The 13,598-nt window shown below is 68.6% G+C and carries 11 protein-coding genes and 1 riboswitch; of the genes, 3 read left to right on the top strand and 8 right to left on the bottom strand.

All coding sequences use genetic code 11. The features are described from left to right. Positions 1-111: 111 nt before the first annotated feature. Positions 112-642, bottom strand: coding sequence for a DinB family protein (locus OG558_RS29870; RefSeq protein WP_405065966.1), 531 nt, complete (start codon positions 640-642; stop codon positions 112-114). A gap of 40 nt (positions 643-682) precedes the next feature. Further along, the gene (locus OG558_RS29865; RefSeq protein ID WP_328521685.1) at positions 683-1,051 is read right to left on the bottom strand and encodes a VOC family protein; all 369 of its coding nucleotides are present in this window, start codon (positions 1,049-1,051) and stop codon (positions 683-685) included. Between the two features lie 96 nt (positions 1,052-1,147). Beyond that, positions 1,148-1,261: riboswitch (SAM riboswitch) on the top strand. A gap of 15 nt (positions 1,262-1,276) precedes the next feature. Between OG558_RS29865 and OG558_RS29860 the strand changes: the two genes are divergently transcribed. After that, positions 1,277-2,641, top strand: a complete 1,365-nt coding sequence (locus OG558_RS29860; protein ID WP_405065965.1) for an aminotransferase class V-fold PLP-dependent enzyme — start codon at positions 1,277-1,279, stop codon at positions 2,639-2,641. Between the two features lie 16 nt (positions 2,642-2,657). Here the strand turns inward: OG558_RS29860 and OG558_RS29855 are convergent, their stop codons facing one another. Then, on the bottom strand, positions 2,658-4,715 hold the full coding sequence (locus OG558_RS29855) for a prolyl oligopeptidase family protein (protein WP_405065964.1): 2,058 nt from the start codon (positions 4,713-4,715) through the stop codon (positions 2,658-2,660). Positions 4,716-4,831: 116 nt separating this feature from the next. Further along, a complete protein-coding gene (locus OG558_RS29850) occupies positions 4,832-6,358 on the bottom strand; it encodes an alkaline phosphatase D family protein (RefSeq protein WP_405065963.1) in 1,527 nt (508 codons plus the stop codon). Between the two features lie 218 nt (positions 6,359-6,576). Here OG558_RS29850 and OG558_RS29845 point away from each other — a divergent pair, with 218 nt between their 5' ends. Further along, on the top strand, positions 6,577-7,656 hold the full coding sequence (locus OG558_RS29845) for a fatty acid desaturase family protein (protein ID WP_405065962.1): 1,080 nt from the start codon (positions 6,577-6,579) through the stop codon (positions 7,654-7,656). A 55-nt stretch (positions 7,657-7,711) separates the two neighbouring features. Further along, complete coding sequence (locus OG558_RS29840) at positions 7,712-8,797, top strand: fatty acid desaturase family protein (protein WP_405065961.1); 1,086 nt, start codon at positions 7,712-7,714, stop codon at positions 8,795-8,797. Here OG558_RS29840 and OG558_RS29835 read toward each other — a convergent pair. The 4 genes from OG558_RS29835 to OG558_RS29820 all read right to left on the bottom strand — a co-directional run bounded on the left by OG558_RS29835 (position 8,774) and on the right by OG558_RS29820 (position 13,583). After that, positions 8,774-9,787 (bottom strand): LacI family DNA-binding transcriptional regulator, encoded by a 1,014-nt coding sequence (locus OG558_RS29835; RefSeq protein ID WP_405065960.1) that lies wholly within the window; start codon positions 9,785-9,787, stop codon positions 8,774-8,776. The genes OG558_RS29840 and OG558_RS29835 overlap by 24 nt on opposite strands. Positions 9,788-9,991: 204 nt before the next feature. After that, on the bottom strand, positions 9,992-11,686 hold the full coding sequence (locus OG558_RS29830; protein ID WP_329475932.1) for a ribonuclease J: 1,695 nt from the start codon (positions 11,684-11,686) through the stop codon (positions 9,992-9,994). Further along, positions 11,683-12,597, bottom strand: a complete 915-nt coding sequence (dapA, locus tag OG558_RS29825; protein ID WP_405065959.1) for a 4-hydroxy-tetrahydrodipicolinate synthase — start codon at positions 12,595-12,597, stop codon at positions 11,683-11,685. The genes OG558_RS29830 and dapA overlap by 4 nt, the downstream gene beginning before the upstream one ends. Positions 12,598-12,794: 197 nt before the next feature. Next, complete coding sequence (locus OG558_RS29820; protein WP_405065958.1) at positions 12,795-13,583, bottom strand: metal-dependent hydrolase; 789 nt, start codon at positions 13,581-13,583, stop codon at positions 12,795-12,797. Positions 13,584-13,598 lie beyond the last annotated feature (15 nt).

Genomic DNA, 13,598 nt, shown 5'->3' with positions numbered 1-13,598 from the left:
CGATTACCTCTCGAGTCCCACGTGTCACACGCCGATTACGCTGCCCCATACATAACGTCACAGCGCCGCCGCAACCGGGCTGCAGCCACAGACCGAGAGCAAGCGGTCGCTTCACGCCCCGGTGGTGCCGTCGAGTTGTTCGCGCAGCAGGTCGGCGTGACCGCAGTGGCGGCCGTACTCGCCGATCATGTGGATGTAGATCATCCGGAGCGTCGACTCGGTCCCGCTGAAGGTGAAGCGATCGTCGAGCGACCGCCCGGCCGCAGCCTCGTCCGACAGCTTCCACTCCGCGATCAGGCCTTCGCACGCCGCCTGTGCCTCAGCCGGATCGATGCGCTCGAAATCGGCGTCCTTGCCCAGCTCGGGAGCGAACAGGGGCTCAGCCGGCGACTCCGCCGCGAAGTGGATGCGGAACCAGATACGCTCCACCTTGGTGAGATGCCGGATGAGGCCGAGCAAGGAAAGGTTGGACGGCGGCGACGGCCGCTCGGCCAGCTGCTCGGCCGTCAGACCGGCGCACTTGTACAGCAGAGTGGTCCGGTAGAAATCCAGGTAGCCCCGCAGCAGTTCGGCCTCGGGTGCAGTCAGCGAGCCGTCCGGCCGCTCGACCGCTGGCGCCGTCCACGCCCTAGTCAACGTCATGCCGCCATCCAACACGCCCCGGTCGCGCGGGGCGAATCGATTACGGATTGACCGGCGGCGCCCAGCCGGGTCGCGGGATGAGACAGAACGGGTGACCGGCCGGATCCTCGTACACAGTGGCCGAGAGCTTGCGAGCGCCGAGCGCCAGGACCGCCGACCCGGCCGCGTCGAGGTCGTCGACCATGACGTCGAGGTGCATCTGCTGAGGACGTGTGGGGTCCGGCCACTGCGGGCGCTGGTGGCCGAGCGCACGCTGGAAGGCGAGACCTGACGTGTGGTCGTTGTCGGCGACCACCACCCAGCCGTCGCTCTCGTACGTGATGGGCTTGCCGAGCAGCGCCGAGTAAAAGCGCGCGAGCTCCAGCGGTTCCGGGCAGTCGATCGCCAGGTGATGCAGCCGTCCGATCATGGCAACAGTCTGCACGTCTCAGGATGTGTTTGGGAATCCCGGAATGTGAGATTGCCACTGGCGTGGACTGAGGGCTGTTCGTTACCGTTCTCGGCAGGTCATGAGTGCCAGCGCCAAGCCCCGGCTCGCTGGCCGGCAACCCTCCTCCGCGGTGGGGTGCCCCGGGTGAAGACCAGGCCGTGCGGATACGCCGCTCGGCAAGTGCGGACTTCCTGGAGCAGCAGCATGTCGATTCTCTCCATCCTCGAACCGGCCAGCGCGAGTACGCCGCGGCCGACGGTCACCCGGCTCGTCACCGGCAGCATCCCCACCACGGTCGGCTCGGACCTACTGGTCCCGCTGGCCGACGGCCGAGTCACCGACTACGCGAACTTCGACCACGGAGCCAGTGCGCCGTGTCTGGAGTCCGTCCGGGCCAGCGTCGAGGCGGCGCTGCCGTCGTACGCGTCGGTGCACCGCGGCAACGGCTATGCGTCCCGCATCACCACCCAATGGTACGAGCGCGCTCGCGCCGAGGTGCACGCGTTCGTCGGAGCCCGTGCCGACGACCAGGTGATCTTCACCCGCCAGACCACGGACGCGCTGAACCTGCTCGCCCAGGCCGTCCCGGCGGACGCGACCGTGATCGTCTTCGAGTCCGAGCACCACGCCGCGCTCCTGCCCTGGCCGGCCGAGCGCACCGTCCGCCTGACGGCGCCCGCCTCCCCCAGTGAAGCGGTGACCAACGTCGCCGACGCTCTGCGCACCGCGCCGGAGGGTCCGCGGCTGGTGGTCGTGACCGGCGCCTCCAACGTGACAGGTGAGATCTTCCCGATCGCGGAGATCGCCGCGGTCGCCAAGGCGCACGGTGCGCGGGTCTGCCTCGACGCCGCGCAGCTCGCACCGCACCGGCCGGTCGACATCGCCGCACTCGACGTCGACTGGGTCGCACTGTCCGGACACAAGCTCTACGCGCCGTACGGCGCCGGTGCGCTGATCGGCCGCGCCGACTGGCTCGACGCCGCCGACCCGTACCTGTACGGCGGTGGCGCGACGACCGCGGTCACCGGCGACACCGTGGTCTGGGCGACCGGCCCGGCGCGGCACGAGGGCGGCTCCCCCAACGTCATCGGCGCGATCGCCCTCGCCTCGGCGTGTGCCGCGATCAGCAAGCACCGCGACGCGATCGAGCAGCACGAGCGCAGTCTGCTCGCCCGCCTCCGGACCGGCCTGGCTCAGCTCCCCGGCGTCACGACGTACTCGATCTTCGGCGAGGACGCGGACCGCGTCGGCACTGTCTGCTTCACAGTTGCCGGTCTGAGCTCGACGCTCGTGTCAGCGGCACTGAGCGCCGAGTACGGCATCGGTGTCCGGGACGGCAAGTTCTGTGCGCACCCGCTCGTCGGTCACCTGCTCGCGGACTCCCCCGAGCACGGCACCGCGGTCCGGGCGAGCCTCGGCCTCGGTACGACGCGTGAGCACGTGGACCGGCTCGTCAACGCCGTACGGACGCTGGCCGCCGGTGGACCGCGGTCGGAGTACGAGGACACCGCGCACGGCTGTCAGCCCACCGACGACCCGCGGGACCTCCAAGCTCCTCGCATCTGGTAACGAACGCCGGCCCCTCCTACTGCTCAGGAGGTACAAGGCCTACATGGTGAGCAGCGAACGCCAGTAGGTCCGCCCATTCCGCCGCGACCATGGCGGCGGGTTTCCCGAAGCCGTGACCGGTGTTGACCTCGACGCGGGTCAAGACCGGTCCCGGACCGGACTGAGCATGCTGCAGCTCGGCGATGAACTTGTGACTGTGCAACGGCACCACCCGGTCGTCGTGATCGCCCGTGACCACGAGCGTCGCCGGGTACGACGTCCCGTCGCGCAACTGATGCAGTGGTGAGTAAGCCAGCAAATCCTCGAACTCCGACGCATCGTCCGGATGGCCGAAGTCAGAGGCCCACGCTGCGCCCACTGTGAACAAGTGGAACCGCAACATGTCCATGACGCCCACACCGGGCAGCGCGACCGCGAACAGGTCCGGTCGCTGTGTCATGGCCGCTCCCACGAGCAGACCGCCGTTGCTGCGACCGTGGATCGCGAGCTGCGCAGGCGTGGTCACCCCGGTGTCCCGCAGGTGCTCGGCGACCGCGATGAAGTCGTCGAAGACGTTCTGCTTGTTCTTGAGCCGTCCCGCGTCGTGCCAGTCGCTGCCGTACTCACCGCCGCCCCGCAGGTTCGCGATCACCAGCACTCCGCCGGCCGCGAGCCATGCCGGCCAGCCCGGCTTGTAGTCGGCCAGGATCGGGATGCGGAAGCCGCCGTACCCGTAGAGCAGCGTCGGGCGTGGGGCTGATGTGTCCAGGTCGGAGCGAGTGATCAGGAAGTACGGCACCTCGCGGCCCGGCTCGACGCGTCGCGTCACGGTGACCGACGGGGACGTGAATCCACCTGAGCCACGGACGAGCTCCGGCAACGCACGGACGACGCCCGACGACGTCGAGACGACGTACGACACCGTGGGATCGGTTGTGGTCGACAGGCCGATGAAGAGCTCGTCGTACTCGGGGCTGGCATCGAAGCCCACCACTCCCCCGCCCGGTACGTCGATGGCCCGCGCATCGGACCCGTCGAGCGCGAAGAGCGTCAACGCCGGTTGTGCGTCGACCAGCGTCAGGGTGGCCAGTCCGGCGGCAGTGCCGCGAACCGCCTGCAGTGTGGCCTCGCCTTCCGGGATCAGGTCGACGAACTCACCGTCCAGCGAAGCGAGCACGACACGACCACGGGAGGCGTCACGATCGGTCCGCAATACCAGCTGGTCGCCGGACATCCGCACGAACGCGATCTCATCGGCGAAGGAGTCCACCACCTTCACCGGCTCGCCGAAACCGTCGGACGTGATCGGAAAGACCCAGAGCCGAGCTCCGGGGTCGGTGCCCTCGGTGATGTGGACGACGAGGTAGCGATCGTCCTCCGACACCTCCGGCGTGATGAAGTAGCGGTCCTGGTCCGGGAAGCTCAGCACGAGCTCGTCATCCGACTGCGGCGTGCCGACCTTGTGCAGCATCAGACGCCCACCGGTGAGCGTCTTCGTTTCGGTCCCCTCACTGCGACCACTCGCCGGGTAGTGCAGATAGAGGTACGCCGAACTGTCGGGGAGCCACGTGGCTTCGCAGAACTTCGCCCCCGTGACCACGTCGTCCACAGGCGTGCCGGTGGCGATGTCGAGCAGCCGGAACGTCGTCCAGTCGCTGCCGCTCTCGTTGACGCCGTACGCGAGGTACTTGCCGTCCGGACTCACAGTGAACGAGCCCAGCGAGTCAGTGCCGTCGGCAGACAGCGTGTTGGGGTCGATCAGGACCCGGCCGCCGGCGAGCAGCGCGTCGAGGGACTCGGCGACGTACACGACATCCTGGGCCTGCGTGCCGTCGTTGCGGCCGACGAGGTACCAGCCGGCCTTCTTCGCCGGCACGCCGGCGCGTGGGCGCGCCAGGACCGCCGCCATGGTGGTCTGGAACCACTCGCGCTCCGGATAGCCGGAGAGCTCGGCCTGGGTGAACTCGTTCTGCCTGCGGACCCAGTCCCGGGTGTCGGGTGCGTCAGGGTCTTCCAGCCAGCGGTACGGGTCGGCGATCTCCTGCCCATGCAGCGTGTCGACCACATCGTCGCGGCGGCTCTCCGGATAGCTCATGCGGACAAACCTAACCGGACAGGACAACCTTCAGCCGCGGATGAGCGTCGTACTCACCTGCTCCGGTGGGCGGCATCCCGCGCAGGCGCCGGAGCCAGGTGAGTACGACGGGCCCCTCAGTGGTGGGCCGGGGTGATGTCCTTGGTCCAGAGGACCGTGCCGAACAGGTTGCGCAACGAGACCGTGAGGACTCCGGTGCGTGGGTCGATCGTGGTGTGGCCGAAGAACTGGTTACCGCTCGCCGGTGACTGGCTCGCGAAGTCCGCGGCCTTCGAGAACACGACCTGCGGGCCGAATGTGTCGTCCAGCGCGTTCGGCCCGAACGTACCGGCGTTGATCGGGCCGGCCACGATCTCCCAGAACGGGTCGAAGTCGGTGAACGCCGCACGGGACGGGTCGTAGTGATGGGCGGCCGCGTAGTGCACGTCGGCGGTCAGCCAGATCGCGTTGCGGACCTTGCGCTTCTTGAACTGGCTCAGCACCCAGGCGATCTCGTGCTCGCGACCACCCGGCGCACCGGCGACGCCGTTGGCGACGGCCTCGATCAGGTCGCCGTCCGGGACCAGCAGGCCGAGCGGCATGTCGCTGGCGATCACCTTCCAGGTCGCCTTCGACGCGGCCACCTCGCGGACCAGCCAGGCGGCCTGCTCGGCACCGAGCATCGCGACCGGGCCGGCGGTGGCGGGCGTCGGGTTGGCGCCGCGGTAGGTCCGCATGTCCAGGCAGAAGACATCGAGCAGCGGGCCGTAGCCGACCTTGCGGTAGATCCGGTCCCGGCCCGCGACGTGCTCCATTGGCAGGTACTCGAGGAAGGCCTTCTTCGCCCGGGACGCGAGGACGTCGACGCGCTTCTCGGTGTAGCGGTCGTCGGTGAGGATCTCCCCCGGGTACCAGTTGTTCAGCGTCTCGTGGTCGTCCCACTGCGCGACCAGCGGCACGTCGGCGTACAGGTCGCGGACGTTGTGGTCGAGCAGGTTGTACTTGTACCGGCCGCGGTACTCGGCCAGGGTCTCAGCGACCTTGGCGACCTCGTCGGTCACCAGGTTCTTCCAGATGGTGCCGTCGGCAACTTTCAGCTCGGCCGCGATCGGGCCGTCGGCGTAGATGTTGTCGCCGGAGTGCAGGAAGAAGTCAGGGCGGGTGTCGTGCATGGCCTTGTACGCGATCATGCCGCCGAGGTCCGGATTGATGCCGTAGCCCTGACCCGCGGTGTCGCCGGTGAACACGAAGGACACCGGCCGGTTGCGGCCCGGCGTACTGAACGAACCGTCGAGGGTCTCGCCGACGCGGCCATGGGCGTCCTCGAAGCCGATCCGGTAGTCGTAGCGCTGGCCGGGACGCAGGCCACGCAGCGGAAGCCGCGCGGTGAAGTCGTCGGCGGCACTGGTGACCGGACCGCGCAGCCGGATCGACTTGTCGAAGCGACCGTTGCTGGTCAGCTGGACGACCAGCCGGCCGGGGCGGTCCGTGCGGGACCAGACGACGGCCGACTGCGGGGTCACGTCGGCGCTGGCGATGCCGGATGGCAGGGCGGGTCGATCACGGCGAATGACAGCGGGGACCGCGGTCGCAACCCCTGGTACTGCGAGGGTGGCGCCGGCGACGGTGGATGCGGCCAGGAGCTGGCGGCGGCTCAAGTTCATGAGCCGAAAATGCGCTCCGCTGATGACAGTCAGATGACGGCCGGGCGAACTGGACGCCAAATCACCGGCAGCGCCGGACAGCCGGCCGCGGTCACCGGACGCCGGCTTGCTTGTGGCTACTGGGCGTGGTTCCGTTGGGGGTACCAGCCACCTTCTCGTACCCGCTGCCCTGGACCCGGTAGCGCATCGACCGATGCACTCCGGAGCGGGGCATTTCCATGTCACAGCTTGTCGCGGACGAACATGATCCGCCACGGCCTCAGCAGCGGTACACGAACCTCTACACCGACCTCCTGACGACCGTCCGCGAGCTCGGACTACTCAAGCGGCGGCGCGGGTACTACTTCACCCGGATCGGCCTGGTGCTGGCCGCCTTCGCGGCGGTCTGGGTCGGTGTCGGCCTGCTCGGCAACTCCTGGTTCCAGCTCCTGATGGCGGGTGCCCTGGCGCTGGTGCTGACGCAGGTCGCCTTTCTCAGCCACGACAGCGCGCACCGGCAGATCTTCGACTCCGCCGCCTGGAACGACTGGACCGCTCGCCTGCTGGCCGGTGGACTGGTCGGGATGAGCGCCGCGTGGTGGCGGTCGAAGCACAGCCGTCACCATGGGGCGCCGAACCAACTGGGAAAGGATCCGGACATCGCGATCGGGGTCGTCGCGTTCACCCCCGAGCACGTTGCCAAGCGCAGCGGCTTCCAGGCGTGGCTGACCCGCCGCCAAGGCTGGCTGTTCTTCCCGTTGCTGACCCTGGAAGGCTTGAGCCTCTACGTCTCGAGCATCCGCCACCTGTTGCGCCGGGGAGCGACCTCGGTCGAGCGCATCGAGGCCGCGATCGTGGTGGGCCGGATCGGCGCCTATCTGGCCGTGCTGTTCATCCTGCTGCCGATCGGCAAGGCCGGCGCGTTCCTCGGCTTGCAGCTCGCCGTCTTCGGGGTCTGCCTCGGCGGTTCGTTCGCCCCGAACCACAAGGGCATGCCCCTGGTGCCGAGGACCATGAAGCTGGACTTCCTGCGGCGCCAGGTGCTGATGTCCCGCAACGTCCGCGGCGGGGTGATGGTCGACTTCGCCATGGGCGGCCTGAACTACCAGATCGAGCACCACCTGTTCCCGAGCATGCCCCGGCCGACGCTCAAGGCGGTCCGGCCGATCGTCCGCGAGTACTGCGCCCTGCATGAGGTGAAGTACACCGAGGTCGGCTTCTTCGCGTCGTACAAGATCGTTGTCGACTACCTGAACAACGTCGGGCTGCGGGCGCGCGACCCGTTCCAGTGCCCACTCGTCGCGCAGAACCGGAACTGATGCACTTTGCCCAGCCGACCTGACCGGTCCACCTCTCCGCACGCCTGGCGTCACGATGATTCTTGATGATGACGGCGTGGGCGCCCAGCAGCGGTACGTCAGCCTGTACACGGATCTCCTCCAGACTGTGCGGGAGCTCGGCCTGCTGCGGCGGCGCCAGGGCTACTACCTCACCCGGATCAGCGTGGTCCTGACGGCGTTGGTGGCCGTCGCCGTCGGCGTGGTCCTGCTCGGCGACTCCTGGTTCCAGCTGGTGCTGGCCGTTGCGCTCGCACTCGTCCTCGTGCAGGTCGCGTTCCTCAGCCATGACAGCGCGCATCGGCAGGTCTTCGACTCCGCGGCTCGCAACGACTGGACGGCACGCATCCTCGCGGGCGCGATCGCCGGCATGAGTGTGACCTGGTGGCGGACGAAGCATTCCAGGCACCACCACGCGCCGAACCAGGTCGACAAGGATCCCGACGTCCAGCTCGAGGCCATCGCCTTCACCCCGGATGCGGTCGCGAAGCGCGGACGACTCGGTCAGTGGTTCGCCGCGCGCCAGGGCTGGCTCTTCTTTCCACTGCTGACGCTGGAAGGGCTCGGCCTGCACGCGTCGAGCCTGCGGCACCTGCTGCGCCGGGACGCGAGCCGGCTGGAACGCATCGACGCCGCGGTCGTGGTCACGAGGCTCGCCGGCTATGTAGCCGCGCTCTATCTGCTGCTGCCGGCCGGGAAAGCCAGTGCCTTCCTCGGCCTGCAGCTCGCGGTGTTCGGCGTCTGCCTCGGTGCCGCGTTCGCGCCGAACCACAAGGGCATGCCGCTCGTACCGGCCGGCATGCGGCTCGACTTCCTCCGCCGCCAGGTGCTGATGTCACGCAACATCCGCGGTGGCGTCCTGGTCGACTTCGCGATGGGCGGCCTGAACTACCAGATCGAGCACCACCTGTTCCCGAGCATGCCCCGGCCGACGCTCCGGCAGGTGCAGCCGATCGTCCGCGAGTACTGCGTTCTGCACGGCGTGAAATACACCGAGGTCGGCCTGTTCACGTCGTACAAGATCGTCGTCGACTACCTCAACAATGTCGGCCTGCACGCCCGGGACCCGTTCCAGTGCCCACTGGCGGCGGAGCTGCGCTCAGGCCGGCGGGATCTCGCCTGATCCGCGGATGGTGAGCTTCACCGGCACGCGGACCGTCCGGCCGGGGCGATGCGGCTCCGGGAGACGCTCGGTCATCAGCTGGATCGCCGTCCGGGCCATCACGTCGGCCGACTGCGCGACCGCGGTCAGGCCGGGGCTGAGCAGGTCGCCGAGGGCGAGGTCGTCGAAGGAGACCAGCGCGACCCGATCCCGCCGGCCCGCGAGACCGCGGAGGACCTCGGCGGTGGTCATGTTGTTTGCCGACAGCAACGCCGTCGCCGGCTCCGGACGATCCAGTACGGCGGACAGCGTGATGCCGATGCCCTCGGTGGTCGGCTCGGACAGGTGGACCAGGTCCTCGTCCACGTCGATGCGGTGCCGGGCCATCGCGGCCCGGTAGGCGACCACGCGCTCGCGGGCGGTGAAGATCCGCTCGTCGTCACCGAGGTACGCGATCCGCCGGTGCCCCTGCCGGACCAGGTGGTCGATCGCCTGGTCGATCCCGCCGGCGTTGTCCGCGAGTACGGCGTCGGCCTCGATCCCGTGGGCCGGCCGGTCGATCGTGACCACGGCCATCCCGGCGTCGACGTGCGGCGCGAGGTAGTCCTGGGTCTCCCCGATCGGCGCCATGATCAGCGCGTCCGGCCGGCGGGCGACGAACTCCAGGCAGACCTCCCGCTCGCGCTCCGGGTCCTCGTCGGTGAGCCCGATCATCACGACCGAGCCCGACGACCGGGCCCACAGCTCGACCGCGCGGCCGAGCGAGGCGAAGAACGGGTCGCCGATGTCGCGGATCACCACCGCGATCGTCCCGGTCTTGCCGCGGCGCAGCATCCGGGCGCTCTCGTTCGGGGTGTAGTTGAGCTCCTTGATCGCGGCCTGGACCTTGGCGGTCAGCTCCGGGCTGACGTTCGGCTCCTCGTTCACCACCCGGGAGACGGTCTTCAGCGCGACCCCCGCCCGGGCCGCGACCTCCTTCATCGTGGGCCGGCGCTGGCCCGTCCCGTTCACCCCGCTAATGCTCATCGCCGGCCCACTCTCCCCTGTGTCTCAGTGCCTCGTGCGCTCTGTAGCTTGAACGATAGCGGTGTCCAGGTGCGTGCATCGCGGTGCTGGAGAAGTGCCCTCGATGCCGAGCATCGTGGGTGTTTCCCCAGTGCCGTGAGGTGCGTGCCTGGGCGCCGCTAGCGTCAAGTTACAGAGCGCACGAGGCACTTAGCTCTCCACGACGACCGGGATGATCATCGGGCGGCGGCGGTGGGTGTCGCTGACCCACTTGCCGACCACCCGGCGGATCACCTGCTGCAGCTGGTACATGTCGTCCACGCCGCTGCCGATCGCCTTCTCGATCTCCGCCTCGATCTTCGGCTTGAGGTCGTCGAAGACGGTGTCGTCCTCGGCGAACCCGCGTGCCTGGATCTCCGGCCCGGCGGTCAGTTTGCCGGTGACAGAGTCCATCACGGCGATGACCGAGATGAAACCCTCGTCGCCGAGAATCCGGCGATCCTTCAGCGAGGTCTCGGTGATGTCGCCGACGGTCGAGCCGTCGACGAACACGTACCCGCAGTCCACCTTGCCGGCCACCACGGCCTGCCGGTCGATCAGGTCGACCACCACACCGTCCTCGACGACGACCACGTTCTTGGCCGGTACGCCGGTCTGGACGGCCAGCTCCGCGTTCGCGTGCAGGTGCCGGATCTCGCCGTGCACGGGCATCACGTTGCGCGGCTTGACGATGTTGTAGCAGTACAGCAGTTCGCCCGCGCTGGCGTGTCCGGAGACGTGCACGAGCGCGTTGCCCTTGTGGATCACGTTCGCCCCGTGCCGGGTCAGCCCGTTGATCACCCGGTACACCGAGTTCTCGTTGCCCGGGATCAAGGACGAAGCGAGTACGACGGTGTCGCCCGGCTGGATCTGGACGACGTGATGGTCGTTGGCCGCGATCCGGGACAGCGCCGACATCGGCTCACCCTGCGAACCGGTCGACACCAGCACGACCTGCTCCGGCGGGTAGTTGTCCAGCTCGCGCATGTCGATCAGCGTGTCGCCGGGCACCGTCAGGAAGCCGAGATCACGGGCCACACCCATGTTGCGGACCATCGAGCGGCCGACGTACGCGACCTTGCGGCGGTGCTTCACCGCGGCGTCCATCACCTGCTGCACCCGGTGCACGTGCGAGGCGAAGCAGGCGACGATGATGCGCTGGTTCCTCGCGTTGGTGAAGACCCGGTCCAGCACCGGAGCGATGTCGCGCTCGTTGGTGGTGAAGCCGGGCACCTCGGAGTTGGTGGAGTCGACCATGAACAGGTCGACGCCCTCCTCGCCGAGCCGGGCGAACGCGCGCAGGTCGGTGAGCCGGTTGTCCAGCGGCAACTGGTCCATCTTGAAGTCGCCGGTGTGCAGCACTGTGCCGGCCGGCGTCTTGATCGCCACCGCGAGCGCGTCCGGGATCGAGTGGTTGACCGCGACGAACTCGCAGACGAACGGCCCGATCTGAAGCTTCTCGCCCTCGACCACGGTCTGCTGCGGCACGTTGCGGTGCCGGTGCTCCTTCAGCTTGCCCTCGAGCAGCGCGAGCGTGAGCTGCGAGCCGATCACGGGGATGTCGCCCCGCTCACGCAGCAGGTAGGGCAACCCGCCGATGTGGTCCTCGTGGCCGTGCGTCAGGACCACCGCGACGACGTCGTCGAGGCGGTCCCGGATCGGCTGGAAGTCCGGCAGGATCAGGTCCACGCCGGGCTGGTTCTCGTCGGGGAACAGTACGCCGCAGTCCACGATCAGCAGCTTGCCGTCGTACTCGAACACCGTCATGTTGCGGCCGACCTCGCCGAGGCCGCCGAGCGGGATCACCCGCAAAGCGCCCGGAGCGAGTGGTCCGGGCGCGTCGAGATCTGGATGAGGATGGCTCATGCAATCAGTCCTACCGTCTTGAGGTCGGTGGTGAGCCAGTCCACTTGTTCGGCGGTCGCCTCAACCAGCGGCAACCGGAGTGTCGCGTGCTCGATGACGCCGGCCAGCTTGAGCGCGGCCTTCACCATGATGGCGCCCTGGGTCCTGGTCATGATCGTCTCGACGGCGGGCACCAGCCGTCGGTCGATCTCCTGTGCGGTGGCGAGGTCGCCGGCCACCACGGCGTCGATCAGTTGCCGGTACTCCGGGCTCGCGACGTGCGCGACGACACTGGCGATGCCGACCGCGCCGATCGCCAGCGAGGCGAGATTCAGCTCGTCGGCACCGCAGTAGTAGAACAGATCGGTGTTCGCCAGCACCTTGGTGGTCCCGGCGAGGTCGCCCTTGGCGTCCTTCACCGCGACGATCCGCGGGTGCTCGGCGAGCGCGATCAGAGTCTCGCTCTTGATCTCCACGCCGGCCCGGCCGGGGATGTCGTACAGGATGTTCGGCAGGCCGGTGGCGTCGGCGACCGCGGTGAAGTGCGCGCGCAGCCCGTCCTGCGGAGGCTTGTTGTAGTACGGCGTGACGACGAGGAGCGCATCGGCTCCGGCGGCCTCGGCCTGCTTCGCGCACTCGATCGTGTGCGCGGTGTTGTTCGTCCCGACACCGGCGATCACCTTGGCGCGGTCCCCGACCGCCGCCAGCACCGCCTGCACCAGCTGGACCTTCTCCTGGTCCGAGGTGGTCGGCGCCTCGCCTGTGGTCCCGTTGATGATGAGGGCATCGTTACCGCGGTCCACCAAATAGGTCGCGACCTTCTGCGCGGCGTCGAGATCGAGCGCGCCATCAGGCCGGAACGGGGTGATCATCGCCGTCGTCAGGCGGCCGAAAGGCGGCGCTGGCGTGGCGGAGGAAGCTGGCGAGGACATGGGGCTCAGATTACCGCTCCGCAGCCTCGGAGAAATGAGTAGGCCTGATGGCTGTCCGCTCGGGGGTCCGGGCAGCCACCAGGCTCACTCGTCCTATCGGGCCTGCCCCGGCAGTCGTTACAGCTTCCACGAAAAAAATCCGGAAAAACTTCTGCGAGTACTTTCCGTAGCAGAACCGCTCCGCAGCGTCGATCATTTCAGCGCGCCAGCCAGATCGAGGTTGCGTCGAAAACGTGCTGGACCGCCCGCAGTCCGCCAGGAAGCAGCAGTACGCCGGCCGCCAGCAGGAGCGGCGCGATCACCAGGCGCTCGACCCAGCTACCGGTGCTGAAGCGGAGGAGACGCGGGAGCCGGATCTCGTACCAGGTCTCGCCGCGGATCGGCAGCGGCCAGAGCCACGGGCAGCCGGAGCGAGTGAGACTGTCACCGAGACAGTGGACGAACATGCCGAGGCCGACCGCCATCCCGATCCAGCCGCCGATCTCCGACAATCCGGCCTGTACGGCGTCGGCCGTCGTCGTACCGGGCAGCGCCGTACCGAAGACCGACCAGGCCGAGGCGCCGAGGACCGCGAGGACGATCCAGTCGCCGAGTACGTCGGCGGCCAGCACCAGACCGGTGACGGCGACAGCGAGGACCGCCCACTTACCCCGGTCGCCGAGGCCGGCCGTGAGTACGCCGAGCAGGATCGCGGCGGCCAGTGTGTGGGTGGCATGGCGATGCCTCCCCGTACTGTCCTCGTCGCGTGGACCCTTGGTGAGGTCGTAGAGGACGCCGGAGAAGGCGCGGATGAGACCGGACATCAGCCGGGTGATCGGTCCGAGCAGCCGGGAAGCGCTCGCGCCCGGGTGATCGAGGTCAGGCAGCAGTGCGTAGCCGGCTGTCGCGGCGGCGAACGGCACCACCTCGGCCACCGACATCAGCCCGATCAGCGGCGCCACCACCAGCCCGGCGCACCACCCCGACAAGGCATGCGACCGCCCCATCACCGTGCCTCACAC

Source organism: Kribbella sp. NBC_01510 (genome assembly GCF_045040325.1).
GTDB lineage: Bacteria > Actinomycetota > Actinomycetes > Propionibacteriales > Kribbellaceae > Kribbella.
Note: the sequence above shows the minus strand (reverse complement) of the source record. Positions and strands in the feature narration are given on the sequence as shown.

Excerpts from the sequence above, each read along its gene's own strand:
- OG558_RS29870 (WP_405065966.1), bottom strand. The coding sequence starts at position 642 with ATGACGTTGACTAGGGCGTGGACGGCGCCAGCGGTCGAGCGGCCGGAC.
- OG558_RS29865 (WP_328521685.1), bottom strand. The coding sequence starts at position 1,051 with ATGATCGGACGGCTGCATCACCTGGCGATCGACTGCCCGGAACCGCTG.
- OG558_RS29860 (WP_405065965.1), top strand. The coding sequence starts at position 1,277 with ATGTCGATTCTCTCCATCCTCGAACCGGCCAGCGCGAGTACGCCGCGG.
- OG558_RS29855 (WP_405065964.1), bottom strand. The coding sequence starts at position 4,715 with ATGAGCTATCCGGAGAGCCGCCGCGACGATGTGGTCGACACGCTGCAT.
- OG558_RS29850 (WP_405065963.1), bottom strand. The coding sequence starts at position 6,358 with ATGAACTTGAGCCGCCGCCAGCTCCTGGCCGCATCCACCGTCGCCGGC.
- OG558_RS29845 (WP_405065962.1), top strand. The coding sequence starts at position 6,577 with ATGTCACAGCTTGTCGCGGACGAACATGATCCGCCACGGCCTCAGCAG.
- OG558_RS29840 (WP_405065961.1), top strand. The coding sequence starts at position 7,712 with ATGATTCTTGATGATGACGGCGTGGGCGCCCAGCAGCGGTACGTCAGC.
- OG558_RS29830 (WP_329475932.1), bottom strand. The coding sequence starts at position 11,686 with ATGAGCCATCCTCATCCAGATCTCGACGCGCCCGGACCACTCGCTCCG.
- dapA (WP_405065959.1), bottom strand. The coding sequence starts at position 12,597 with ATGTCCTCGCCAGCTTCCTCCGCCACGCCAGCGCCGCCTTTCGGCCGC.
- OG558_RS29820 (WP_405065958.1), bottom strand. The coding sequence starts at position 13,583 with ATGGGGCGGTCGCATGCCTTGTCGGGGTGGTGCGCCGGGCTGGTGGTG.